Origin of the sequence: Shewanella psychrophila (assembly GCF_002005305.1) — a bacterium.
Taxonomy (GTDB): domain Bacteria; phylum Pseudomonadota; class Gammaproteobacteria; order Enterobacterales; family Shewanellaceae; genus Shewanella; species Shewanella psychrophila.
This window is the reverse complement of record NZ_CP014782.1, coordinates 3,974,861-4,000,116: the sequence shown is the minus strand read 5'-3', so window position 1 is coordinate 4,000,116 and position 25,256 is coordinate 3,974,861. Positions and strand designations below refer to the sequence as shown.

Below are 25,256 nucleotides of genomic sequence, written 5' to 3'. Positions count from 1 at the left end.
CGACTAGTAATCATAACATGGAAATATATTATGAAAATAGACAATGCAAATCACATACATGCGGCGTTAAGAGCCCAGGGAATGAGCTGTCGCGCATGGGGGATTGAGCATGGTTATCATCCTCGTACGGTCTTAGATTGTATAAAAGCTTTTGCGCCCAATATGAAGCGTAAACCAAAAAGACCCCTATCTCGTCAGATTGTTGCAGATCTTAGTAAAACGATAGGTGTTGATCTGTTGGGGGAAGAAAATGAGTAAGCAATGGTACACACCAAAAGAGCTTGCTGATCTACCAGGATTCCCCAGTACAGATAGGCGAACTAGAGAGAAATGCATAAGAGAAAATTACCTATCTCGTAAAAAAATTGTTGGCAAAGGCAATGAATACCATATCGATTCACTTCCTATCGAAACTCAAGCTTATATAAAGGCTAAGCAAGTAGAAGGTAGCTATGATCCTATAATTGTAGCTGCCAAGTCAGCGATAAAAAAGGTTGAGGTCAAAGGTGTACAGTGCAGACAAGCTCGCATTGATCTGAAAAGTCAGGGAATGGCGCTGTTTATGTGTCTGAATGAAACTAAGCAGGCAAAAGCCAAAGCACGCGAAAGAGTGATTAATAGCTTTGAGCAATTCATTGCACCGTATATTGATGTTGGTAATAAAGCGGAAGGTATTAATGCTTTTGTTAAAGGCTTTAATTCAGATCTCATTTTACCCGATGAAGATGTTCGTACTCACGTTAAACAAGCTGCTGAAAGAACTCTTTATCGCTGGTCTAAAGCTTATAGTAAGCAAGGGATAATCGGACTATCTGCGCAGTATAAAGCAGTCAAACAGTCCAAAATTGATGAACAACCATGCTTGGGTGAATTCTTATTGGCGTTGGTCACCAGTAAGCCACACATGATTAATCAAGCCAAAGCTGTAAGAGGTATGGCTAAGATCCGCGCCGATAAGTATGGCTGGGAAATTCCCTCTATCAGTTCATTTAAGCGCTGGCTTATCGCTTATGCTGAAAAGCATGAAGTTGCATTGGCTTATACAGTTAACCCCACGAAATACACAGACAAATACCGTCCGCTATTTTCCACCATGTACCCGCAGATTGATGGCCCTAATCAGGTGTGGGAGTTCGACTCAACTCCCACTGATATTGAGCTTAACGTTAATGGAAAACTCACCCGCCATAGTGTTGTAGCGGTGATAGATGCCTACACACATCGGGTTCAATTAATCGTATCACCCACCTCTAATAGTGAGGCTATCTGCTTATTGCTTCGTAAAACGTTGCTTGAATGGGGAATACCCGAAGAAGGGGCGATCATGCGCACCGATAACGGTAGCGACTACGTATCAAAGCGAACGACCACCATCTTCAATATGTTGGATTTAAAGATCTCTAAAGCGGCTGCATTTTCAGGTTGGGAAAAACCATTTATCGAGCGGTTCTTTGGCACCATGAGCCGTGTATTAATGGAAAAGATGCCAGGTTACATCGGTCATAGCGTCAACGATAGGCAGCAGATTGAAGCGATGCATAACTTTGCCAAGCGTATTGGCCAAGGCAAGAAGAAAGTCGAGGCCGAAAGACTACAGTTGGCCCTTACTCCTGTGCAATTGCAGCAGGTATTGAATGACTACCTAGAGTTCGACTATCACCATGTTGAACATGACACTTTAGCTAAAACACCATTTGAGCTTTATGCAGAGTCCGGTTATCAAAAACGATTGATCACTAATCCGCATGTACTCGACACCCTGCTTAACTTTATTGGCACAGCCAAAGTCACTCGCGGCTATATCAAAGCCGGTGGTGTTAAATATACCGCACCGGAGCTAATGGAAGTTCAGTGGCAACGTCAACAGGTGAGGGTGTTTATCGACCCTAATGATATTGGTCGCGCCACGCTTTACCCCGAAGATAGCTGGCAAGAATATGTCGACGCCGTCAACATGGATTTGGTCAATAAAGGGATCTCTCCTGTGGCCTTCCGTGAGCGTCGTAAGCAGACTCAGAAAGAGCTTGCCACCTTTCGTAAAACAGCCAAACGGTTGCAGGAAGAGTTTGGCATTAACACTCTTTATGCTGACGAATTGGCACAAAAGAAAGCCTATCGCGCCACTCTTACTCACTTCGAACAGACCGCCAGTCACACCAATGCAGCCATTCATGGCCTAAGCAATGCCGTTATACAGAAACAAAATCAACTGAGTGAAACAGAACTCATGGCCATCGAGCGCCAACGTGAGGCAATGCAAATGCGACGAGAAAGTCAGGCTGTGCAGGAGAGTCATATTGTACGTAGTGATCATGAGAAAGCAGCGATGCTCACAGCAGACTCGCTTAACCGTGAACTCAATGAAACAGAGCAAAAATGGTTGAGGAAGTATCGACTGAATAACGCGTTGCAGCGTAATCGACTAGACAAGATTTTAAAACAGGCTAAGCAGCCTCACCAGCAAGTGAAATAGCTGCTCAACCTATAAACCCTGGTTAATGCCAGATTAAACCCAAGTAAAACCAAAGCTAACTCCAAGGAAAGACATTATGAAACATAAAACAGTAGAAGTAAAAAACGTACTACGCACCCAAGATATGTTCTCCAATCTGCAAAGTAGAAGCGAGATCACCCCTGGCATTGGGCTTATTCATGGGGCCAGTGGTTTCGGCAAGACCACAACAGTCACCTATATGTTTAACCAGCTTACCGCGATGGGGAATCTTCCCGTTTATGTGCGTTGTTATGCCACAGATACCCCTAGTTCATTTCTTGCCCGAGTCATGAAGGAGCTAGGTTCAGAGCCTATGTACCCACTGCGTAAATCGGTGGATTTCATCACCAATACCATGAATGAGCAGCAGATAGCCCTGTTCGTCGATGAGGCGGATCACATTATCGGGCAGGCTAAGACCATGGAAACCATTCGAGACTTATACGATGCCACCGAATTACCTGTTGTCCTTATCGGTATGGAAGAGATTGCCCGCCGCATTAGTCACCGTAAGCAGTTGTTCAATCGAATTAGCGAATGGGTGGAGTTTATGCCTGCAGATAATGAAGACGTCAGCATGTTTGCCTGTGAACTATTAGAGCAGGGAATAAAGGTAGGCGAAGACCTGTTGGATTTCATTCGGGTGCGCAGTGGTGGGGAGGTCAGACGGATACTCATTGCGCTAGAGAAAATTGAGCGTTTTGCCCTGACCAATGAGAAAGATTATATCGATAAAGAGTTGTGGGGCGACGGGCAGCTATTCCTTAACCATGGCCGACGCTAACGATTAAAGAGGCTGTTATCAGTGCGCTAATCCAATAAGAAGAGTAAAGGATAGAAGTATGGCTACCCTAGGGAACAACAGGAGTGTAACGCATCAAGCGTGGGGGTTGATGTGTAACAAAACTTCTTTTACGTGCAAAGAAATTGCACAGTTACTCAACGTTAAAACTAATCAGATTGTAGGTTTGACGAGAACATTATTAAGGAAGAATGCCATTGAAATTATTGAGAGAAGAGCAAAAGACAAAGGGTACATCTATCGGGCTTGTATCGAACGTCAGTTACTAACAGTTGATCAACCAAAGGTAAGAAAGAGCCCGAGAAGAAGAAAAATGTCGACGCGTTCTCAACAGCTATGGAATGCCATCAGAATCCATCGGGTGTTTACCGTCACTTTGTTAAAAACGACGACCGATGCATCTGAATCACTAATAAACAACTATGTATGGCATTTAGAAAAGAGTGGCTTAGTCAGACGGGTTACTCGAACCACAAATGCGACGGGAAAATCATGTGTGAAATTTCGGTTAGCAATAGATCTTGGCCGTTTGTACCCCAAGACTCAGCGGGGTGGAATGTGGGATCAAAACAAGCAAACTTTCTACCCATTCAAGGATGAAAATGATGAATAAATGGCAGCAAATTCTCAAAGAGCAGGCTGCTGCTCATGGGCAAGAGGATGTTGGTAAAGAGCTTGGGGTATCGAAAACAGTAGTGAGTCAGCTAATTAATGACAAATACCCAGGTGATTTGGAACGGATGCAGAAGCTTGTCGAAGGAGCCTATATGAACCGTATGGTGCATTGTCCCATTTTAGGCGATATCCCTATGCATCAATGTGACAAGTACCAGGGAAATACTTCAACCAGTAATCCGATCCGATTAAGGCTATACCGAGCTTGTAGAAGTGGTTGTGAGCACTCTGTCTTGCCAATAAAAAAGCAGTTTAAGCGTATTGCCATGACTGTAAATACAGATGCGTCAACACCTAAACGCTATAGCGCAGATGCGGTATATAGCCGATTAGAACGTCAATCTGTTACTGACAACGGGGGCGTCAGGCAACTGTGTGAGTTGCTTAAACAAGAACTCAAAGCCATGGAGCTTAGATACAACAAACTCATTCAACTGCAGGCAACTGTTGAGGCAAGGAAAGAAAATGAAAAATTCGAAAAGTAACGTTGTCAGTGCCTTGTGTCTTAAAAATATGAAGGTACTTCGTATACAGGACAAGGTGATCACTATAGACAAACCAAGCAAAGATTTTCAACAACGTGCAGTTGAGATTATAGAAAACATAAAAGGGATACGCTGTTGCTGCAATGCAGTGCAATTCGCTGGATTTTGTATTCGTTGGAATGAGGATAAGTAGATGAACAACCAAACCACACAAACTACTCCTGTAGGATTTCGTCAAAATGCGTCAGGACATTTAGTGCCAGAGGAACAGATAAAGCCTATAGACAAAGTACGTGATGATGTTGTGAGTGACATAGTTAAAGCTGCCAAAGTTCTACGTCAGGCGATGCTGGATTTTAAGTTGGCCACTATGGGGCAAATCATCGACTTTGTTGATTTAAGTGCTAGTGAATATGGCGTCAAATTTGGCGGCAGTAAAGGCAATGTTTCGCTAACTAGCTTTGATGGACAATACCAGATTCGCCGAGCGGTAGGAGAGCACCGGGTGTTTGACGAACGCATCCAAACTGCTAAAGCGCTGATAGATGAGTGCATCCACTCCTGGTCAGGTGGCGCTGACACGCGATTAATGGCCATGGTGGAGCATGCGTTCCGCGTCGACCAACAGGGACGAATTAACGTCAATCAGGTGCTGAGTCTGCGTCAACTCGACATCGAGGATACTACTTGGCAGCAAGCCATGGATGCGATTGCCGATGCGATTCAAATCACTGGCACTAGCGAATATTTACGTCTGTATGAGCGTATGCCAAGTGGAAAATACAGCCAGCTTTCCATGGATATTAGTTCACTTTAGTCAACGACCGCGGGCTGTAATATCCGTTATCGCCCGCAGTTTAGCCAGGAGGCTGTATGAATCCAAATGTACCAGCGCTTAATAAAAGCCACAAAAAACGACTCATTACCCTGATTAATGTCGCCAAATCGAACTTAAATCTGGATGAACAGCTTTATAGAAGCATGCTCAAAGCCAGTACTGGTAAAGACTCATTACGTGCCATGAACCTACCAGAACTCGAGCAAGCGTTAGCAGGCTTCAAACAAAAGGGGTTTAAACCGATATCAAAGCGCAGTAAAAGCCAGTTTAAAGGGCGTTTAAGCCCTGCATCAGGTCAGAGTAAGGTGCCAAAAATCGATAAAATTCGTGCAGTCTGGATAATCATGAGCCAGCACAATATCGTTCACGACGGTAGCGAAACGGCATTAGATGCCTATGTTCGGCGAATAACGAAGGGAGCTAAGGCTGGGCAGGGTAGTGAAGGAAGTGGTAAGGGCGTTGATAGTACAGCCTGGCTGACTGACAGCATGGCTAATCGTGTACTCGAAAGTCTTAAAAACTGGCATAAGCGTGTGTTGATTCAACGTCTAAAAGACAGCGAGTCAGCACTAATTCAAGGTGGTCAATTAGTCAGTTACAACGATATCGTTAAGCTATATCTAACTCAAGCCAACGGAGGGCTATCTTGTGAACAAGATGATGCATAAAGAACAAATGGATTTAATTCATAGCAATGCTTTTGAGCTTGAACAAGCACTGGAAACCCTGCAAACACTCAAACCTGACGAGCGTTCAGACTATATCAAGCGCTGGCCATCGACCCTACAAAGCATTTGTGAGCTAATGCGAATTACTTTAGAGGGTCAAAAGGTCGGTAATGCTATGGTTATTAGCGAAGCCTTAGCCACCACCTTAAGTACTTATCTTGGTGGCCGAGACCTTTATATTCCTAATGGCGAGCGCCTCAAAGATGCCCTGCGTGATATCCGTATTTGGCGTGAGTTCAAAGGTAACAACTTAGAGCAGCTATCCCGTGACTACGGCCTCACCGAACGCCGCGTGAGTCAAATTATCGCTGAGCAGAGGGCGGCGTTTGTGGCGAGGAAGCAGAGAAGGTTGTTTTGATGCTATTAGTAAAAACTCGAATTGAGGCGCTAGCAGGTTAATGCCTCAAATTTGGTTAGAGTAAAAGAGCATAAAATATCGAGTCACCAATCCTTTCAAAATAGCTGGGCCATTTCTTGCCCGCTGGGCAACTTCTTGCTCGATGCTGGGCCATATCTTGCCCAGCAGCACCCAATTCAACACTGAAATCCAGATAAACGCTGAAGATACAATCTTGGTGCGTTTTTTGCTGCATGCTGAGAATTCTATATAGAACGATTTACCATGCAGTAACAGGAAGTCACGCAGTATGTCGATACGTTTAGCCTCAGTTGATTCATTAATGCTGCATGATGCGGCACTCATTGAGTCAGATTTATCCAGCCTTAGCGACAGTGATTGGCAGGCCATTACCCCTTCAGGCCGCTCACTGGACAAAGTAAAAAGCGATTTGGAACAAGGTGAGAGCGTAGTGCTCAGTGATACACCCACCTCGCCAGCTTTTGCCATGGAACAAGGCCATCCCCTTGCTAATTCATCATACGGTAATGGTATCAGTGCTCAAACACTGTCACAGCTAACCCGGCGCTTTGAGTCAGCAGGCAGTAGCTCACTCTATACTGCCAATAATAATGGCAACCTACACCCTTCGCCGCCTCTGGATTATATCGCTGACACATCGCGAATAAAGGAGGCGCAAAATAAACCTAAGCCAGCTCTCATTAGTGATAACTTTGCTAAGCCACCGCCTAAGCTAGAACTTGAGCTTTGTTACGATGACAGTGAAAAGACCTATGCCAGTAATGTGCCCTATAGCGTCATTTTTAGCGACCCTGGCAATACGGTCATCAAAGGCGTGCTCAGTGAAAAAGGCTGGGCCATGGTCGAAGGGGGGCCTAATTACCCTGCGCAAGTTATGTTCGGTGATGAAGCTGAAAAAGCCGAAGCTGAGTCAGCCCTGGAGGCGCAATACCAACAACTTAACAGGGCTCTGGATGACACTGCGACTCAAGTCGCACAGCAAGTCCTTAAAAACCAACCAGACCCCAATGACAAGCAGACCGAAATAGTTGCCCTGTCAGAGTCTTTCAGATCCGCAGTGGATGAAAAGCTAGCTGGATTAAAAGCACAAAGTGATGCTTTCAATAACCGCACCTCATTGTCTCAGTTATGGGGACTGGCCAAGTCAACAAAACAAGGGGCGACCAACGGATTCAATGAGTATCTACCCAATTTAGGGGAATTTGGTGAGTTGATGGAGGTGGCTGATATTGATATCACGGTACTGATAGATGCTATTAGTACAGGTGACATCAAAGAGTTAGAAGCCAAATTCAAGCAGTGGGAAGTCAGAGGTGATCAACGGTTTAAACAAGCCAACAAGTCGATGGAAACATTGATTTTGCTATTGAGCGATCCAACGAGTCGTGAGATGCTCGCCAGTCTTCCAGTGCGTATTTTGGCCGCTCTCCCTGAAGATAAGCTCGCAGAGCTGTCGGCCTATCAAGTGACACAGATGGGCATGGATACCGCGGTGGTTACAGGCGGTACTGCAGTAGGTACATTAGCCGGTGGTGCTGGTGGCCCGGTGGCCGCGGCTATCTTAATTGCAGCAACGGCCAGCCGAAAAGGCGGCAAAGCCCTTGAGGCCACGATTGAGATAGTGACAGATATTTCTCAATCGCTGAAAAAAATCAATAACCACCATGACATTACCCCTTATAAGAAAGAGAATGAACTTTCTCTGGATAGAAGCAAGTCAGATAAAATACCTGATGACAAAAAAGCTAAGTTTGTCGTTGCGCCTAGGCATAATGTCGCCTGCTTCAAACAGAATAAGAAGGGTGATGCAACCGAATATGACAGACAGTTGAAGGGCCAACAAGATGGCTTAAATAGTATGACTGTGCAGCAATACATAGATAATCGAGCTGCATATAATGACATTGGGCGTATAGGGACTGGGCCAGCTCAAGAAAAGGCAAGGAAGGATTTTAAGAAGAAATTAGTAAAAAAATATAAAGACCAACTGCAAAAAGAGGGGATGTTGGGACAAGATGCTTTAGATAAGGCAACTGAACTAACTCTTGCTGATATGAAAACCCTAAATGCATTGCATAACCCTGATATGGTTGCTGGAGGCTTTGATGGTAAAGACATCAAAGGAAAGGACATAACACTCGATCTCGGTGATGCTAGTGTCAATAAGTCTATCGGTTCACAGTGGAACACAAAAGGAGGAGAATCAGCTAGCCGCGTGGGAATCATGGATGTCGAAGCAAAAAAAGCTTTGGCTGAATATGGGCCAGATACCAAAATGAACGTAGATCTACATAGGTGTAAGTAATATGAATAAATATTTTGATAACTTTTATAACTTTGAAGGTTTTGGTCCAGCAATTAAAGCAAGCTCAGTAACTTCAACGATTGTAGAAGAATATAGAGAAAAACTCCCCAATCGTTTATTGGAATACTGGCATGAATATGGCTTTTGTGGGTGGGGTGAAGGAATTTTCTGGATAGTAAACCCTAATGATTACGCCGAAATTTTAGAGGAATGGTTGGCCAGGACGCCATTCGTTGGGAAGGATAATTATTATGTGATTGCACGTGGAGCTTTTGGGCGTTTATTAATTTGGGGAGAAAAGACCGGTCCATGCCTCGATATAAATCCTTGTTATAGTATGATATTTCCGACTGACAAAACTGCTGATTTGCAAGAAAGAGGGGGAGATTTAACCATTGACCTATTTTTTTCAACTTGCTCTAAAGATGAAGTAGAAGAAGAGGACCTAGATGATAACCCTCTTTTTGATCGAGCCATGGTGCGACTTGGCCCACTAGAAGCTGATGAGATGTATGGCTTTGTTCCTGCGCTGGCAATAGGTGGTGCACCTAAGTTAGAAAATTTACAGAAAGTTAAGGTTATTGAACATCTGTCATTCTTAGCCGATCTCGGTGAAAAGACGGTTATGGCTGACATTGTTGCTATGTCGAATGCACTACATAACTAAGCTGATTGAAAGCGTATGTTTAAACCTTCTTAGGCGAGCATTTATGGCGTAGTGACTTCGGATTGATTACAACCTCTTTTGAAAGGATAATTATGTTAAAACTCAATAAAGCAGAAATTGATTTTGACCGTCTTTTTAGGCGTGCGCCAATGGTGTTAGCAAAAAGAATTCCTCATATACAAGATACAAGCCGTGATATTGGCTCTAGGCAGCAAGCCACTTTTGTTGTGGCAGGGAAATATATCAATCTAGCTTATGCTCATTATGTACTCGAAGAGTATGAAAAGGTAAAACCGTATTTTCAACAAGCGGCCCCCTTTGCTTTTTTACGAGGCTTCGATCCTCAATTAAAAACCCAGAAAGTGGATTGGACCATTCAGCAAGAGATGAACATTGTGCTCTTGTTTGGCTCCTCTGAGTTATTAGAGAAATTGCAAAACAGTGAGTGGTCGTTACCCGATAATCAAATCATCAATCACGCGTGTTATTTATACGACCATTTATTGCTAAAGATTGGCACGGGAATATTACCCAGTGCCCCACTGTTAGATGCCGCGTTAACTGCAGCCCATACAGCAAAAGACAAAGACGTTTTACAGTATATTCTGCCGCTAATTGAAGCTATCCAGGCACTGGTTGATGGCGATCAAGTAAAGTGGCAAGCCAGTATAGATAAGGCCATTGCTTGGCATACTGAGCAATGTAAGTTCGGTGACTTAAAAGAGATGGAACAGGGTTTCATGTGTTTAAATGCCCTTACCATGGCAAAACTTGGACAAGACTTACATCGATGGTCTTGTAGCACTCAGTCACTGTATTTACCTTTATTTTTAATTGCTAAGGATGCTTAAGCAATATGAGTAGTTTAATTCACCTGTTGTTGATTGATGAGGCCGCTTTCCCGACACAGATCGCAGGGGATGATGAGTCGACATACCAAACCTTACTCGAAATCGTCGATGAGGAGGCGATCCGTTGGCAAACCCTAGAGCTGAATATCCGCGGTTTTATGCCAGCTCTTGAAATGTGGGATGCATTAGCGGGTAATAGCCATTTATTACCGATGTGCAGCTTTAATTTCTACCCTCATAAGCTTATCAGTCCAGATGCCGATATTAGTGGTCAGTTTGGCTTTTTCCCTACCGACATGGTGAAAGATTTATCTAGCGCCATGGCAGTGAATATTGATCTTGATATTACGACACCCGATGCACAAGCGGTTGTCGGTATGGTGGAGGCCAAAGCCGGTGAACTGGAACCACAGGCTTATGAGATGGTACGCGACAAATATTTTGTGACTTTCCGAGATGCTGCCGCACAGAACAAAGCGGTGGTGGTATTGATAGAAGATTAACTCTACATTTGAATTTAATTGCCGATATGGCTTCTATGGTTAGCATCACATTGAAGCAACACGGAGCTTAATAGCCTGGTCTTCATTTAATGTTGTCTGTGCGGCATTCTAATCCCGAAACCTTTCCAATCCTGTCAAACACCCGAAACCGAGACAATGAGCCTATGTTCCTTGTCTCGGTTTTTTTATGGCTCACCGTCAAACATTCAAAGTCTCAACACTTAATCAGCGTTTAAGTCAGACATATCAACTGGCCTTCAAATGGATATTATCCGCTGAAGGTGGTCACTCCAATCATGTTGCCGACCGAGGTGGTGAAACGCTATTTGGTCTCAGTCGCCGCGCTTATCCGAATCTTGATTTCAATACGCTTACCATTGATAAAGCCAAACGTATCTACCACCGAGATTATTGGTGTGTGTGTCGATGTGATGAGCTGTCAAATGTATTAGCCATTGCCGTGTTTGATGCTGCGGTAAACCATGGGGCACGCATGGCTATTGAGATGTTGCAACGTGCGATAAAGGCCAAGCCTGATGGCATTCTTGGGCCTAATACTTTGGCGGCTATCGACCGTCATAATCACAATGACTTATTGACGTTGTATTTGGCTCGACGTGGACGTAAATATGCCCGCATTGTAATGAAAGATCTTAGCCAGGCAACATTCTTATTAGGTTGGATGCATCGCCTCACTAAGCTGCAACTGGCAATCTATCAAGCTGCCAATCGCTATAGCTGGAAGGGATGGCAATCGAGAGAGGCAGCATGAATCGTCGCCAACTTGAACGCTATCAAGCGGGGCGCGAACAGCGTCTTGTTGCTGAGACGCAACGTATTGATGACTGCATCAGCCTCCAAGCTTGCCCCCTCTACAGTCACGATACCACCTGGCAGAGCCAATTTATCCAGGGTTGGAACAGTGTGAGTCTGGTCGATATACAGGCGCAGCGGCTAAAGCTGCGGGCAATTAGCTCTACCTCTACGGCTGACATCGCTAGGCAATCCCTCAACGAGATCCACCAAATGCTAAGGAGCCACCCATGAGCTGGTTTGATGACTTTGATCTAGGAAAAACCATATCCGCGATTGCGCCGTTGGCAGGCAAGATCATCGGTGGCCCGTTTGCTGCCTTGGCTATTTCCGCGGTGCAGCTGGCATTGGGCAGCGACGAGAGTGAGCCAGAGGTACTGGCTAAACAGATAAAAAACGCGACTCCTGAGCAACTCATTGCTCTGCGTAATATCGATGCTGGACTCAAGGTGCAGCTCAAAGAGCTCAACATTAAAGAGCAAGATCTGGAGTACCAGGATAGGGCCGATGCACGTGAGTTATTCCAGCAAAACAGTTGGCCGCAAATCCTGTTATCGGCTCTGTTTGTATTGGGGTACTTCACTATTACAGGCTTGTTGGCCTACTTTGCCGTTAATGCGGGGGCCGTTAATGGCTCACAAGGTGTTGAAATCAATCCTTTGTTGTTTGGCATGCTCAGCACCGTGATTGGTGTATTGACCGCTGCGATTCCGCAGATATTAAATTTCTGGTTTGGCTCATCTAAAGGAAGTCAGGATAAGAGTCTGATGATGAATCACCAACAGGGCATGTTCAGTAAAAACTTATCTAATAAAGGAGTCGGTCAATGAGCGACCAGTTTGATCGTGCCAGTGAGTTAGAGCAGCGCTACCGAGATGATGCACTGGCCAAACAACAGCGTAACAGCCATCAAAGTGAACAAGCCTTCGAGCTAGGTGGTCAGCGTCATTGTTTGGGGTGTGGTGTTGTGATTTCTCTCGAACGACTTCGATACGTGCCTGAGGCAGTACGTTGCATTGACTGTCAAAGCCTCACAGAGAAACAGCGCCATGGATGATGTTTTTAGCTTCATCAACACCAATTTCAAATGGCTCTCTGCGCTGGTTTACTTCGCATTTGTTGGCGTACTGGCTTGGTTATCCACGCGCTTCGTTACCCGTGCAGAGCACAAAGAGCTTAAGCAAAAAGTGATCACGCTTGGTCACAGCATGGAATACGTCAAGGCCGACATGAAGCACATGCCCACCAAGGAAGAAGTACATCGGCTCGATAAGACGCTTAGTGGTCTGGCTGAAACGATTAACGCGACCCAGGAGGGGATTAGCCGTCTGGAGCGTAAAACAGATCTGTTACTCGAAAACGAATTAAGGAACGATTAAATGGCGCTTAAACAAATAATGAACGAGCACCAGCGGCTGGTGATTTTACGCTTACTCGGTGAAGTCCCAGGCTTTGACCTTAATGAGTCTATCCTGCAGGACGGGCTCAATGCCTATGGACTGGATATCAGTCGTGACGGTCTGCGAACGCAATTAGCATGGCTCGCCGAACAAGATTTAGTCACGCTAGATAAAGTGGGCAGCACTCAAAAAGCGGTGCTCACCGCTAGAGGCGAAGATGTTGCTAATGGTCGTGCTGTTGTTCCTGGCATCAAGCGCCCCAGAGCGGGGGAGTAGACATGAGCGATACCGCAACAAGAGGCCGTCGTTCTAAAGTTGATCTTCTGCCCGATGGGATCCGTAAGAAACTCGACACAGGTTTGCGTGATGGCTCCATTACCCAGATGGAGTTGCTCGATGAGATCAATGTGCTGATTGAGGCTGCAGGTCTGCCCGAAGAGCAACAACTTTCCCGCGCTGGTTTGAACCGCTATGCCAGCAAGATGGAAGCCGTGGGCAAGAGCCTGCGTGAAATGCGTGAGATCACCCAGGTATGGACAGCCGAGCTTGGCGATAAACCCACGGGCGAAGTGACCAAGCTCATTCTTGAGATGGCTCGCAGCCAGCTGTTTAAAGCCTTGCTTAACGAAGACGGCGAAACCGCAGATGTCGGCATGATCAAAGATGCCATGTTAGCGGTTCAGCGTCTCGAATCTGCCGCTATGGCCAGCCACAAGCGCGAGAAAGAGATCCGCAAGGTGTTTGCTGAAGAAGCGGCGAACGCTGCAGTGAAAGTTGCCTCACAGGCTGGACTCACCGCCAAGGCCGTCGAGTCTATTAAGCGTGAAATATTGGGGATAGTCTGATGACTCACGCGCAGCGAGTCATTCAACCGTCAGCCGAGGCTATACAGCAAGAGATGGCCCAGTTTGATCCGACCGAGGTGTTACTGCCATACCAGAAACGCTGGATAGCCGACGAGTCACAGCTCAAAATTGCCGAAAAGTCTCGCCGTACAGGCCTGACCTGGGCAGAAGCTGCCGATGGGGTACTCACCGCTGCAGTTGCGCGCAATGCGGGTGGTACCAACCATTACTATGTTGGCTCTAACAAGGAGATGGCGCGGGAGTTTATCGATGCTGCAGCCATGTGGGCCAAGGCGTTTAATAAGGCTGCGGGTGAAATTCAAGAGGAGATCTTCCGCGACGAGGATGGCGATAAGGACATTCTTACCTTCGCCATCTATTTCGACTCAGGTTATAAAATTCAGGCGCTGTCATCTAACCCAAGCAACCTGCGTGGTATGCAGGGTAACGTCACCATCGATGAGGCCGCGTTCCACGATCGCTTAGGTGAAGTGCTCAAGGCGGCATTAGCACTCACCATGTGGGGCGCTAAGGTGCGCCTCATCAGTACCCATAATGGCACAGACAATCAATTTAATGAGCTGATTAATGATAGCCGTGCGGGTAAGAAAGATTACAGCGTGCATCGCATCACCCTCGACGATGCCTGTCACGAGGGGCTGTATAAGCGTATCTGCCAAATTCGTAAAATTGAGTGGAGCCAGGCGTTAGAGGACTCCTGGAAAGCTGGGCTACTCAAGGCCACCGCCTGTGAAGAAGATGCGTTAGAGGAATACAGTTGCGTGCCCAAACAAGGGGGCGGTACTTACATTAAGCGGGTGCTCATCGAAGAGGCGATGGTTAAAGACAACTCCATCCCTATTATCACCCTTGAAGCGCCTAAAGACTTTGAGACCTGGTCAGAGGCTCACCGCAACATTCAGGTCAAAGAATGGTGTGAGCAGATTAAGCCGTACCTGGAGAAGCTAAACCCGCTCTGGAACCATGCCTTTGGTGAGGATTTTGCCCGCAAGGGCGATCTGTCGGTGTTTTTGCCCTTAGAGATCGCGCCCGATTTGAGTAAACGCACCCCGTTTGTGGTGGAGCTGGCCAAGTTGACCTATGACGCTCAGCGGGAGATTTTGTTCTACATCTGTGACAACTTACCTCGCCTCCAGGGCATGGCATTCGATGCCACGGGTAACGGTGGCTATCTGGCCGAGGCGGCGATGTTCCGCTATGGCACCGAGATGGTCGAGCAAGTGATGTTAAGTGAGGCTTGGTACCGCGAGTGGATGCCCAAGCTTAAGGCTGAATTTGAAGATTTAAACCTCACTATTCCCCGCCATCAGGACATTCTCGATGACATGGCCAAAATCAAGGTCACCAACGGCACCCCAAAAATAGATAAAGGCTCAGACAAGAGCGCGACCACAGGGCAGCAGCGTCATGGTGATTTTGCCGTGGCGCTAGCTATGGGCATAAGAGCCAGCTGGATGGAAGGGGGCGTGATTGAATTTACCGCAATCCCCGGTAAAGGCAGCGATGAGGATGACTCTAATGATGATTATCACAGCTTTGATCGAGGAACTTATTAATCATGGCTATAACAAAGAGTGACAAGGCGGTTGAAACAGATAGAAACGGTACCCGCTTTAGTGTGAAAGGGCTTAAGAAATCACAAACCGACAATGCCAAGCTAGCGCATCTTCATAGCCATTATGCCCAACACCCGAGTCGTGGGTTAACACCGGCTAAGCTGGCTCGAATATTGAGCTTGGCGGAACAAGGTGATCTTATTGCTCAGTGCGAGCTGGCCGAGGACATGGAGGAGAAAGACGGTCACATCTTCTCAGAGCTGCAAAAGCGTCGCCGTGCCTTGTTGGATGTTGAATGGCAGATAGTGCCGCCACGTAATGCCTCTGCAGCCGAGATTAAAGATGGCGAGATGTTGACTGAGCAGCTTGAAGATATGCAGATATTAGACGATCTCATCTTTGATATGAGTGACGCTATTTTAAAAGGATTTTCAAACAGCGAAATAGTCTGGCAGCAACAGGGCACACTTTGGCTACCAGAAGCGTTTAATTTTAAAGATCCCAGTTGGTTTATGACGGGCCAAGCTAATGATGACGCCAATAGCAAAGAGGTTGTCGACCGTAACGAACTGCGGCTGCGTGATAACACCCTCAATGGCGCAGCCTTGCAGCCTTTTGGCTGGGTAAGTCACGTACATAAGACTAAGTCGGGTTATCTGGGCCGCAATGGCTTAGCCCGAGTACTTGCCTGGCCGTTCTTGTTCAAAAACTACGGCGTGCGCGATCTCGCTGAATTTTTAGAGATCTACGGCTTGCCGCTGCGCCTGGGTAAATACCCAACCGGAGCGGATAAAACAGAGAAAGCGACGCTGCTGCGTGCGGTGATGAGCATTGGCCATAACGCTGGGGGCATCATCCCCAAAGGCATGGACATCGACTTTAAAGAGGCAGCCAAAGGCAATAAAGACCCGTTTGAGTACATGATATCCCTGATGGAGAAAACTGTCTCTAAGGCTATTTTGGGGGGCACCTTAACCAGTCAGGCAGACGGTAAAAGCTCGACTAACGCGCTAGGTAATGTGCATAACGAAGTTCGCCAGGAGCTACGGGATTCAGATCTTAAGCAGATAGGTAACACCTTAAGTCGCGATTTAGTGCTGCCGATGTACATGCTCAATGGTAAAAGCTATCGCACGCCTAACCGTAGCCCGCGCCTGGTGTTTAACATAGTAGAGGCTGAAGACCTCAAGGGGTATGCCGAGTCATTGCCTAAATTGGTCGACATTGGCTTTGCTATTCCTCAGCAGTGGGCCCAGGACAAATTACAGATCCCCGTGGCACAAAAAGGCGAAATAGTGCTGATAAAGCAAGCCGCTCAACCTACGAGTAAAGAGGCTGAGTTTGAAGAGCCACAAGCCAAGCTAAAGCGGATGGCCATCAAGCGCATCGTGGCGCTTAAATCCCAAAGCGAGAAAGTGAAGCTAGAAGCCGATGATGTAGATGAAATGAGCGAACGTCTTGCCAGTGACATGTCGCCCATTCTCGAAGGCTTCACCGATGAAGTGCGTCAACTCGTTGAAAGTGCAGAATCACTAGAAGCGTTGCAAGTTAGTTTGAACAAGTTAGATCTCAGTATCGATGAGGCCAGTGAAATACTGCAGCTGGCCTTAGTCGCCGCAGATTTAGCGGGTCAACATGATGTGCTAAGTGGGAGCTAGTTATGGCTGATAAAGAGGTCAATAGTGCCCGCTATGGCTCATTGCCATTCGAACAGCAGATAAGCTTCTTTCGTAATAAGCTGAACGTGCCTACCGAGTCCTGGACGGAGCTTTGGCGGCATGGCCATAACTCTGGCTTTAGTGTCGCTGGGGCAATGAAAGATGACTTGCTTAATGACTTTAGGCGCGCGGTGGATGCTGCTATCGCTGATGGCAAGTCGCTTACCTGGTTTAAAAAAGAGTTTAATCATATTGTCGCCAAACACGGCTGGGAGCATACGGGGAAGGCGAGCTGGCGGGCTAAGGTAATTTTTGATACCAACATGCGTCAAAGCTATAACGCTGGCCGCTATGAGCAGCTGCAGCAGTTCGAGTATTGGCGCTATGCCCATGGTGATAGTCGCTATCCCCGAGAGATGCATCTTAAGTGGCATGGTACCTTATTGCCTAAGTCAGATGCTTGGTGGCAAACTCACTTCCCGCAAAATGGTTGGGGCTGCAAGTGCCGTATCTATGGTGTGAGTCAGTCAGAGCTTGAACGGAAGGGCTTAACCACTACTGCCACACCGAACGATGGCATGCGAGAGTGGGAAGACAAAACAACGGGTGAAGTGCATCAAGTGCCTAAGGGGATCGATCCAGGCTTTGATTATATTCCTATGCGAGACGCTAATCAGGCTAAGCAACAACAGCTCGCTGAGAAAAAGGCCCCGGTTTATCAAGCACCAGAGCGTCTGGTTTCTACAGCCTTTAGTACCGTTAAAGGTGTCAATGTCGATGGCCTTAATCAAGTCCTCAGGGCTTTTTCAACAACGAGCTCAGCTCCGCAGGTCGCTAAATTGGGTGAGTTCCTTAACATCCACGATATTAGAAGTGTCTTTGTTAAACAGGCTGAAATGGGGCTCTATAACAAAGGGGCCAAAGATATTCAGCAAGCAGTTCAAGGATATCTTAAACCGAGTGAATTCAGCCCAAGATATCTCTATGCTATAAGAGGTTATAAAAACACCCGAGGCTTTACCTCAAAGCACTTTGACCATGTTGTGGTAAAAGTCGCTAGCACCACAAAGTTGTCTAAAGTGGATGTAAACGAGCTGCGTCAACTGGTTGCCTTAGCTCATGAATTTTACAAGCGTGGGAAACCTGAGTTTTCAATGTCGCATATCGTTAGAACCTATGGTGAGAGTAAAGGTCACAGCGGAACAATTGTGACTTGGTTACACGAGTTAGGCCATCAAGTGCATTATAAAGCAGGTGGCCCATCGGCTCCTGCATTTCAAGGACTGACCCGCTATGGCGGGACTAACTCAGCCGAATGGCATGCCGAACACTTTGCTGCTTGGCTATTAAACCGTAATGCCTTGGCAGAATTTAATGCAGATATTGCCAACTATTTTGATAAGCTAGTTGAACAAGCTATCGCTAATGGAGCTAATAATGGATAAGACCTTAGCTGCAATGCTCGCCAGAGCCGATGCAGACCCACAGCAAGGGTTGCTAACCCCTTTGGTTGATGAAGCCTTGGGCGTAGTTAACGATGTAGCGCTAAGTTATAGTGAAAAACAGCAGCAAATAGATACATTACAACAGCAAGCTAAAGGCCGTGAATTGGAGCTGTTTGGTGAGGTATGGGAAAGCCTTCATGTCATCACACCACTTGAGGAGATAGCCGCTGCCGATGGAGAGCAATCCATTGGAAAACCCAAGTAATGGCTGGCACTCATATCAAGGTCGAAGCTAAGGGCCGCACAGCGATAACCAAAGCCCTTAATAGCCTGCTCAAGCAAAGCGGAAATTTAACACCTTCACTTGGTGACATCGGCGAGTACTTGCTTAAATCCACTCAGCAGCGCTTTATCGAACAACAAGCCCCCGATGGTTCGCCCTGGGCTGAATTGAGTAGCACAACTCTTGAACGTAAGCAGCGCACCGACCGCATTCTTACCGAGTCAGGTACCTTAGCATCCAGTATTCATTATCAGCTGGGGCGCAATCAACTTACACTGGGCAGTAACGAAGAATATGCCGCCATGCAGCAGTTCGGCGGCATCACCAGCCCCTTTAGTATGATGCCCAATCAAGACATTCCCGCCAGACCCTTTTTAGGCATCGCCCCGTTTGAGCGAGCAGAGGTCATCGACATACTGCAGCATCATCTGGCGAAAGCACTTTAACTCTCTCAAACGCATTTTAAGCGGTGATATCAAGTAAGGGTTTGGTTGAACTGTGAGCTATTTCACTTGTTAGCAAAGATTTTAACCTGTAATCTCAGATGCTTACGCTAGTGTTGATTTAAATGATAGGTTTAATAAGTTCGCATGCGTACTATACAAAGGTTATGTGTTTTAAAACTAAGGAGAAATAGCAATGACAGATAGAAATAAAGGTGGTTCAGGAGGCTCGAATAAAGGTGGTTCAGGAGGCTTGATTAAAGGCGGGGATAAAGGCCGCAGTCAAGGAGATGAACGAAAAAAGATCATTCGACCAGATGATAATGTACATGTTAATAAAGATACTACAAGTACAGGTCCTAGAAGCCCTAGAAACGAGAAAAAATAGTCATGAAACTCTCTGATTATAAGCAGAGTTACTACGACTTTAGCGGCTCATCTAGCACTGTCACAAGACAAGCAGCTTTTGCTGGTATAGCTTTGATATGGATTTTTAATGGTAAAGTTAGTGAAACAATAGTATTACCACTTGAACTTCTTTGGCCTACATTATTTCTAATTGCTTGCTTAGCATGTGACCTTTTGCATTATATTCTTGCGTCTGCAATTTGGGACGCTTTTCATCGTTTGAAAGAAAAGCAAGGAGTGGCTCAAGACGCCTTGGTGACAGCGCCACCATGTTTTAACTGGCCAGCATTAATATTATTTTGGGCTAAGCATTGTTTCGTCTTACTTGGTTATTCAGGTTTGTTTATGTATGTATATTCAGCAATCGAGTTTAGTAGCACGTAACAAGGCTATCATAGGGGCGTTATGCAAAATGGAGAATTTCGCTATGGAACTAAAAGATTTTATTAAAACAAGCATCACTGAAATTTGTTTTGCCATTGAAGAAGCAAATAAAGAATTGGCTGACTCAGAAGCAATCGTGAACCCTGGCTCAATTCAAGTAAATTCAGAAGAGTCTCAGGCATACGGAAGACAAAGCACTAAAGCGGTACATGAAGAAAGGAAGCTTGTACAAAAGATTGACTTTGACATAGCTGTACAAGCTCAAGAAGGTGAGAAAGCTGGAGGTGGAGCCAAGATATCAATTGCCTCTATTGGTATTGGCGCTAGTGCAGAAACTACAAGCCAAAGTAAATCGGAGAGTAGGCTTAAGTTTTCAATACCTATAATTTATCCACAGGGCAAAGCATAATCAGCGGCAGCAGTCGGACTTGCAAAACTGTCCCGCAATTTGTACCAAATTACGCGCCAGTTTTGCAAGTCGCTGTGCCGGGCATTAGGTTCACATAATAATCATGGATATAGCGGAAATTAAAGAATTGATTTCACTACTAGGAAGCCTTGGCGTAGGCGCTGTTCTCGGCGGCGGGATCATTTACTTCTTCATTAAGTCATACATTCCTTCTTATCTAACAGAAAAAGCTAAGAACCTCGCAACCAAAGAAGATATTTCCGGAATTACCGAGCAAGTGGAGACTGTCAAAATTGGATATGCCAAAATACTTGAAGAGGTACGAAGTGATAACCAGCAACAATTAGCTAGCATTGAAAGAGAAAAATCGATAAAGAAAGAGGTATATCTTGGAGCCTCTGAAGCCTTGACACGCAGTCAAAACATGATTTGTAGTTTTTTTGATCTTAATATACCGAATGAAGAAATCACCAAGAACATGGTTGGAGATTCTGGAATAATGGCTAAAATTCATATTGTTGGAACAAAAGAAACTGTTCGAGCGACAACTGTATTTATGGCTGCGATTGGAACAAAGACTTTAGATTTAATGCTGGAACGATCAACACTCCTAAAAAGGAAAGAAGCAATAGAAGAGGTAGAGCGGCTAAAATTCAAGGCGCAGCAGGAAATTGATCGATATATTGAATTAATGAAAAATCTAAATTTACAATTAAATCAGGATACTGGGACATGGAAGGCCATCAATTGGCAGGTTGATTTTGAGCAAGAAAAAATTGAAAAACATACAAAGACCATTGCGGAACTGTGGGAGCGCCAAGGACCTGAGCATATAGATTTCACTAGAAAGTGCATGGTTAACTTTTTCGAGATATCTGCCTTGTTACCTCCAATAATTCTTGCTGTTAGAAATGAGCTTGAGATGGAGATATCATCAGAGGATTATCTGGATATTTTTAATGATAACTTAGATAAAGGCAGGTTAGTTTTTGATGAGTTTCTTGCTAAAGTACCGAGCTAAAACCCTAACTAAAAGTGCAAGCGGGATAAAGTGCTGCGCTTGGCATTACCATCTATCCAATTGTCATATCTTCCTTAATCAAAAATTAATGAGTTAGAGGCTAAGTTGCTTTATGTAGTCAAATCTCTCAGATTGATTTTAAGCTACTTAAGTGTTGAACCTATCTATTGTACTCCGCAAAAGTGGTTAAACGATTTCAGGAAGATTTAAACGGGATTTAAACTAGGTTACGCTGCACTTAGGTGTATAAATATGGATCAAAGACAGTTATGGGATCATTAGTCTTAGAATTACAGAAAGAGTGCGTAGATGAAAATGTTCCATTAAAGTCACTCGCTCGTAAAGCAATGCTTGTTACACAGAAGCTAGCTTTAGATAAATTGTGGATTGAAAGTGAGCTGAATGGCTATAAAGAACTAGATACTCCTGATTACAGACAAGTTTACGGACAAATTTGTGCAAGGGTTCAAAGCAGAGGTTACGTTCCGGTCGAGTTACCTCAGGAGCTATTAAATGACATTGATACCATTCCAATGAGGCAGTCAATAGCAGAGATCGAGGCTACATTAAAATATAAAGGTGGCTTTACATACGTCAATTTGCCACCAGATCTACAACAGGCTTTTAGAGAGCTGTATAGGAATCAATGTGAATACTTTTTCCGAATACCATTGAATCGAATTCAAGCATTATTAGATTCTATCAGAAATCAAATACTGGATTTCACCACTCACTTAGAGCAAAAGGGGATTTTAGGAGAGGGAATGTCATTTAATAGTAAAGAAAAGGAAAAGGCTCAGGGGATGGTAATCACTGTACATGGTAACTTTCAAGGGATTCTTGGGGACGTTAATGATAGTAATGTTAAGCAATCATTTTCAAATGGAATTGAAGGGGACTTTGATTCTCTAAGAGATATTTTGATAGAAAATAAAGTGGACGAATCTGACATTGATGCTTTGAAAGAAGCTTTTGATGTTGATGGTCCTATTTTAGAAAATGAAGGTTTCGGAGAGAAAGTTAACAACTGGATTGGTAGAATGATAAGTAAGGCTGCTCAAGGTAGTTGGGGAGTGGCTGTCGGTACCGCTGCGGGTTTACTTACTGAAACTATAAAAGGATATTATGGAATCCCGAATATAGCACCATAATCCCGAAACCTTTCCAATCCTAACCTAGCCAATAGCCCCGCATCATGGGGCTATGAAAACATTAAACCGCTCATCCAACGCTATCGCTGCACTGTCAGCTGATCATGTTCAGTCAACTGCTGACGGTGATGCTGTCGCAGTACTGACTTTTGCGTTCGATGGCGAGGTCTCTCAGCTCCAACTCGACATTAACAACAATAACAACACCTCTCGTGTGCAGTTGCTGCCTGATGGTCTGTTTGCGGCCAAAGATGGTCGCCCCTCCGAAGTCCCTGGTGGCAAGTGGCAAATGGATGCTCTGTCCTTTACCAATATTCAAGCCAATGCAGCCGAGCGCACCAATGACTTTCATTTTGATTATGAACACCAAACCCTAAACAGCGACATGAACGGTAAGCCTGCACCCGCTGCAGGTTGGTTCAATGAGCTGGAATATGTGCCTGGTGAAGGGCTATTTGCACTTAATGTCGATTGGACTTCTGCTGCGGCACAATTCATTGCCAATAAAGAGTATCGCTATACCTCCGCTGTTTTTAGCTATGACGCTCAATCAGGCCGCCCTTTGGCGCTGCTTCATGTTGCTTTGACCAATGACCCCGCGCTCGATGGCATGAAAGCCATTGCTGCACTAAAACAAGGGGCGCTTAAAGCCTGTGCACACTCCAATCCCGCCAACCCTGCTCACTCATTAACAACATCTCAATCAACAAAAGGAAATCCTCCCATGAATGAAGCATTAAAGGTGCTGCTTGGCTTGCTGGGCATCGATGAGCCCAGTGACTTAAGTGAAGCCGCCCTTAAAACAGCCACGGATAATGCCAAAACGGCTATTGCGGCCCTAAAAACCAAGGCTGATAAGTCGGGCACGTTGGAGACTGAACTCAATACAGCTAACGCCTCGGTTGTTGCGCTTAAAGCTGGTGGCGCTAATCACAAGAGCGGTGAAGTGGACTTGAGCAAGTATGTGCCTAAGGCCACTTATGATGCCACCGTCACCGCGATGGTCGCGCTCAAGGCGGGCAATGAAAAAGGCTCTGTTGAGCAGCTGCTTAAAGATAACGCCGACAAGGTGCTTGAAGCTGAGACTGACTACCTCACTAGCTTTGGCAAGCAACAAGGCGTCGCCGCACTGAAAGCCATGCTCGAAGCTCGTCCCGCGATTGCAGCACTCAAAACACCACAAACCCAAGGCAAGCAAAAGCCTGGCGAAGGTGATGAACAACTTAGCACTGAGCAATTAGCGGTATGTAAAAACATGGGCCTCTCGGTGAGTGAGTTTACCGCCTCAATGAAGGAGGAAGATGCCTCATGCTAACTCAAGATAGAGCGACCCCAACTCGTGCTAATCATGACCATCACGATCCTATGGCAGCTACCGTGCTGATTTATGCCGGAGCCATTGTGATGCTCGACGCTGCGGGTAATGCCGTTGCTGGACAAACTGCCACAGGCTTAACCCCGCGCGGCGTAGCCAGAGTACAAGTGGATAACACCCAGGGTATTGCTGGTGCTGAGTCGGTGCCTAGCGTTAATGGCTGTCACCGTTTCATCAATGACGCCTCAATCACTCGCGCAGATATTGGAAGTTCTGCTTACGTGGTTGATGACGAAACCGTGGCTGACAGTGATGGTGGTGGCACACGCTCGATGCTCGGCAATATTATCGATGTAGATGTTACCGGAGTCTGGGTCGATATCGTTTAGCCATACGCTTCACTCGTAAACCATTAGCCCATTTATTCGTTAGGAGCGAAATCATGATCATCAATAAAGCCAATCTTGCGGCGCTATTTACCGCCATTAAAACCTCCTTTAATAAGGGGTTAAAAGACACGACTCCGTTGTGGAGTAAGGTGGCGACTCTTGTGCCATCAACCACCAGTACCACCACTTATGCCTGGCTTGGCCAGTTCCCTCGTATGCGTGAATGGTTGGGTGACCGTCAACTTAAAAGCCTGGCGTTGCATGACTACAGCGTGAAGAACAAGAAGTTTGAATCAAGTGTGGCCATTCCTCGCGATGACATCGATGACGATACCTATGGTGTGTATACGCCACTGTTTGAGGAGATGGGCTACGCCGCGGCCACTCATCCCGATGAGCTGGTTTATACCTTACTCGCCGCAGGCTTTAACAGCTTGTGTTACGACAAACAGAATTTCTTCGATACCGACCATCCGGTGGGTAATGAAGATAACGGCATTAAGTCTGTCAGTAATATGCAGGCAGGGGGCGGTGATGCCTGGTTCCTGCTCGATGTAAACCGTCCCATCAAGCCGCTTATGTTCCAGCGCCGCCGTCAGTACGACATCAAGTCGATGACCAAAGACGATGATGAAAGCGTGTTTATGCGTGATGAATATCGCTATGGCGTCGATGCCCGTGTCAATGCTGGTTTTGGTTTGTGGCAGCTGGCGTTCGGCTCTAAGGCCACGCTCAATGGAGCCAATTTTAAGGCGGCGCGCACAGCGATGAAGAGCCTTAAAAGCGATGAAGGTCGTCCACTGAACGTGATGCCTAAATTGCTGGTTGTTGGCCCAAGTCATGAGTCAGCAGCCGAAGAGATATTCAAGGTGCGTGAATTGGCTGGTGGTGGAACTAACTCACTGTACAACGCCGTCGACATTCTTGTGGTGCCCTGGCTCGCATAGATAACGAGCGCTTCAATTGCTATGCCCTAGCGATTAAGGCA

General features: G+C 45.9%; 33 protein-coding genes. 32 read left to right on the top strand and 1 reads right to left on the bottom strand.

Annotated elements, in window-relative coordinates; all coding sequences use genetic code 11:
* The first annotated feature begins 30 nt into the window (after positions 1 to 30).
* The 8 genes from sps_RS17165 (at position 31) to sps_RS17125 (ending at position 6,380) form a co-directional block, all read left to right on the top strand.
* Positions 31 to 258 (top strand): helix-turn-helix domain-containing protein, encoded by a 228-nt coding sequence (locus tag sps_RS17165; protein ID WP_077753628.1) that lies wholly within the window; start codon positions 31 to 33, stop codon positions 256 to 258.
* Entirely contained in the window at positions 251 to 2,473 is a 2,223-nt protein-coding gene (locus tag sps_RS17160) for a DDE-type integrase/transposase/recombinase (protein WP_077753627.1), read from the top strand. Before sps_RS17165 ends, sps_RS17160 begins: the two co-directional genes overlap by 8 nt.
* A gap of 76 nt (positions 2,474 to 2,549) precedes the next feature.
* Complete coding sequence (locus sps_RS17155; RefSeq protein ID WP_077753626.1) at positions 2,550 to 3,278, top strand: AAA family ATPase; 729 nt, start codon at positions 2,550 to 2,552, stop codon at positions 3,276 to 3,278.
* A gap of 331 nt (positions 3,279 to 3,609) precedes the next feature.
* Positions 3,610 to 3,909, top strand: a complete 300-nt coding sequence (locus sps_RS28230; RefSeq protein ID WP_149027298.1) for a hypothetical protein — start codon at positions 3,610 to 3,612, stop codon at positions 3,907 to 3,909.
* Entirely contained in the window at positions 3,899 to 4,456 is a 558-nt protein-coding gene (locus tag sps_RS17145; RefSeq protein ID WP_149027297.1) for a helix-turn-helix domain-containing protein, read from the top strand. The genes sps_RS28230 and sps_RS17145 overlap by 11 nt, the downstream gene beginning before the upstream one ends.
* 193 nt (positions 4,457 to 4,649) lie before the next feature.
* A complete protein-coding gene (locus tag sps_RS17135; protein ID WP_077753622.1) occupies positions 4,650 to 5,273 on the top strand; it encodes a DUF3164 family protein in 624 nt (207 codons plus the stop codon).
* A gap of 56 nt (positions 5,274 to 5,329) precedes the next feature.
* Complete coding sequence (locus tag sps_RS17130) at positions 5,330 to 5,962, top strand: gp16 family protein (protein WP_077753621.1); 633 nt, start codon at positions 5,330 to 5,332, stop codon at positions 5,960 to 5,962.
* The gene (locus sps_RS17125) at positions 5,952 to 6,380 is read left to right on the top strand and encodes a Mor transcription activator family protein (RefSeq protein ID WP_077753620.1); all 429 of its coding nucleotides are present in this window, start codon (positions 5,952 to 5,954) and stop codon (positions 6,378 to 6,380) included. The genes sps_RS17130 and sps_RS17125 overlap by 11 nt, the downstream gene beginning before the upstream one ends.
* A 55-nt stretch (positions 6,381 to 6,435) precedes the next feature.
* On the opposite strand, the gene sps_RS17120 is transcribed toward sps_RS17125, so the two are convergent.
* Positions 6,436 to 6,615: a hypothetical protein gene (locus sps_RS17120; protein WP_077753619.1), complete on the bottom strand. Its 180-nt coding sequence runs from the start codon at positions 6,613 to 6,615 to the stop codon at positions 6,436 to 6,438.
* Between the two features lie 54 nt (positions 6,616 to 6,669).
* On the opposite strand from sps_RS17120, the gene sps_RS17115 reads away from it, so the two are divergent.
* From sps_RS17115 to sps_RS17000, 24 genes are all read left to right on the top strand, one after another.
* Positions 6,670 to 8,706, top strand: a complete 2,037-nt coding sequence (locus sps_RS17115) for a polymorphic toxin type 15 domain-containing protein (RefSeq protein ID WP_077753618.1) — start codon at positions 6,670 to 6,672, stop codon at positions 8,704 to 8,706.
* A 1-nt stretch (position 8,707) separates the two neighbouring features.
* Positions 8,708 to 9,373, top strand: a complete 666-nt coding sequence (locus tag sps_RS17110; protein ID WP_077753617.1) for a GAD-like domain-containing protein — start codon at positions 8,708 to 8,710, stop codon at positions 9,371 to 9,373.
* A gap of 92 nt (positions 9,374 to 9,465) precedes the next feature.
* Positions 9,466 to 10,224: an Imm49 family immunity protein gene (locus sps_RS17105; RefSeq protein ID WP_077753616.1), complete on the top strand. Its 759-nt coding sequence runs from the start codon at positions 9,466 to 9,468 to the stop codon at positions 10,222 to 10,224.
* A gap of 5 nt (positions 10,225 to 10,229) precedes the next feature.
* Positions 10,230 to 10,727: a hypothetical protein gene (locus tag sps_RS17100; RefSeq protein ID WP_077753615.1), complete on the top strand. Its 498-nt coding sequence runs from the start codon at positions 10,230 to 10,232 to the stop codon at positions 10,725 to 10,727.
* 187 nt (positions 10,728 to 10,914) lie between these two features.
* A complete protein-coding gene (locus sps_RS17095) occupies positions 10,915 to 11,499 on the top strand; it encodes a glycoside hydrolase family 108 protein (protein WP_077753614.1) in 585 nt (194 codons plus the stop codon).
* Entirely contained in the window at positions 11,496 to 11,774 is a 279-nt protein-coding gene (locus sps_RS17090; protein WP_077753613.1) for a hypothetical protein, read from the top strand. Before sps_RS17095 ends, sps_RS17090 begins: the two co-directional genes overlap by 4 nt.
* Positions 11,771 to 12,370, top strand: coding sequence for a hypothetical protein (locus sps_RS17085; protein ID WP_077753612.1), 600 nt, complete (start codon positions 11,771 to 11,773; stop codon positions 12,368 to 12,370). Before sps_RS17090 ends, sps_RS17085 begins: the two co-directional genes overlap by 4 nt.
* Positions 12,367 to 12,597 (top strand): TraR/DksA C4-type zinc finger protein, encoded by a 231-nt coding sequence (locus sps_RS17080; RefSeq protein WP_077753611.1) that lies wholly within the window; start codon positions 12,367 to 12,369, stop codon positions 12,595 to 12,597. The genes sps_RS17085 and sps_RS17080 overlap by 4 nt, the downstream gene beginning before the upstream one ends.
* Positions 12,590 to 12,919, top strand: a complete 330-nt coding sequence (locus tag sps_RS17075; RefSeq protein WP_077753610.1) for a DUF2730 family protein — start codon at positions 12,590 to 12,592, stop codon at positions 12,917 to 12,919. Before sps_RS17080 ends, sps_RS17075 begins: the two co-directional genes overlap by 8 nt.
* On the top strand, positions 12,920 to 13,216 hold the full coding sequence (locus sps_RS17070; protein ID WP_077753609.1) for a VpaChn25_0724 family phage protein: 297 nt from the start codon (positions 12,920 to 12,922) through the stop codon (positions 13,214 to 13,216).
* A 2-nt stretch (positions 13,217 to 13,218) separates the two neighbouring features.
* The gene (locus sps_RS17065) at positions 13,219 to 13,785 is read left to right on the top strand and encodes a DUF3486 family protein (RefSeq protein WP_077753608.1); all 567 of its coding nucleotides are present in this window, start codon (positions 13,219 to 13,221) and stop codon (positions 13,783 to 13,785) included.
* The gene (locus sps_RS17060) at positions 13,785 to 15,362 is read left to right on the top strand and encodes a terminase large subunit domain-containing protein (protein WP_077753607.1); all 1,578 of its coding nucleotides are present in this window, start codon (positions 13,785 to 13,787) and stop codon (positions 15,360 to 15,362) included. Before sps_RS17065 ends, sps_RS17060 begins: the two co-directional genes overlap by 1 nt.
* Positions 15,363 to 15,364: 2 nt before the next feature.
* Positions 15,365 to 17,020 carry a DUF935 domain-containing protein gene (locus tag sps_RS17055; RefSeq protein WP_077753606.1) on the top strand — a complete coding sequence of 552 codons (1,656 nt, stop codon included), beginning with the start codon at positions 15,365 to 15,367 and terminating at the stop codon, positions 17,018 to 17,020.
* 2 nt (positions 17,021 to 17,022) lie between these two features.
* Positions 17,023 to 18,465 (top strand): phage minor head protein, encoded by a 1,443-nt coding sequence (locus sps_RS17050; protein WP_077753605.1) that lies wholly within the window; start codon positions 17,023 to 17,025, stop codon positions 18,463 to 18,465.
* Positions 18,458 to 18,730: a hypothetical protein gene (locus tag sps_RS17045; RefSeq protein WP_077753604.1), complete on the top strand. Its 273-nt coding sequence runs from the start codon at positions 18,458 to 18,460 to the stop codon at positions 18,728 to 18,730. Before sps_RS17050 ends, sps_RS17045 begins: the two co-directional genes overlap by 8 nt.
* Positions 18,730 to 19,194, top strand: a complete 465-nt coding sequence (locus sps_RS17040) for a phage virion morphogenesis protein (RefSeq protein WP_077753603.1) — start codon at positions 18,730 to 18,732, stop codon at positions 19,192 to 19,194. The genes sps_RS17045 and sps_RS17040 overlap by 1 nt, the downstream gene beginning before the upstream one ends.
* A gap of 193 nt (positions 19,195 to 19,387) precedes the next feature.
* Positions 19,388 to 19,579 carry a hypothetical protein gene (locus sps_RS17035; protein ID WP_077753602.1) on the top strand — a complete coding sequence of 64 codons (192 nt, stop codon included), beginning with the start codon at positions 19,388 to 19,390 and terminating at the stop codon, positions 19,577 to 19,579.
* 2 nt (positions 19,580 to 19,581) lie between these two features.
* The gene (locus sps_RS17030; protein ID WP_077753601.1) at positions 19,582 to 19,983 is read left to right on the top strand and encodes a hypothetical protein; all 402 of its coding nucleotides are present in this window, start codon (positions 19,582 to 19,584) and stop codon (positions 19,981 to 19,983) included.
* Between the two features lie 43 nt (positions 19,984 to 20,026).
* On the top strand, positions 20,027 to 20,392 hold the full coding sequence (locus sps_RS17025) for a hypothetical protein (protein ID WP_077753600.1): 366 nt from the start codon (positions 20,027 to 20,029) through the stop codon (positions 20,390 to 20,392).
* Between the two features lie 103 nt (positions 20,393 to 20,495).
* A complete protein-coding gene (locus sps_RS17020; protein ID WP_077753599.1) occupies positions 20,496 to 21,413 on the top strand; it encodes a hypothetical protein in 918 nt (305 codons plus the stop codon).
* Positions 21,414 to 21,682: 269 nt separating this feature from the next.
* Positions 21,683 to 22,564 carry an AbiTii domain-containing protein gene (locus sps_RS17015; RefSeq protein ID WP_077753598.1) on the top strand — a complete coding sequence of 294 codons (882 nt, stop codon included), beginning with the start codon at positions 21,683 to 21,685 and terminating at the stop codon, positions 22,562 to 22,564.
* Positions 22,565 to 22,616: 52 nt separating this feature from the next.
* Positions 22,617 to 23,879, top strand: coding sequence for a phage protease (locus sps_RS17010; RefSeq protein ID WP_077753597.1), 1,263 nt, complete (start codon positions 22,617 to 22,619; stop codon positions 23,877 to 23,879).
* Positions 23,873 to 24,268: a hypothetical protein gene (locus tag sps_RS17005; RefSeq protein WP_077753596.1), complete on the top strand. Its 396-nt coding sequence runs from the start codon at positions 23,873 to 23,875 to the stop codon at positions 24,266 to 24,268. The genes sps_RS17010 and sps_RS17005 overlap by 7 nt, the downstream gene beginning before the upstream one ends.
* 53 nt (positions 24,269 to 24,321) lie before the next feature.
* Entirely contained in the window at positions 24,322 to 25,215 is an 894-nt protein-coding gene (locus tag sps_RS17000; RefSeq protein WP_077753595.1) for a Mu-like prophage major head subunit gpT family protein, read from the top strand.
* Positions 25,216 to 25,256 lie beyond the last annotated feature (41 nt).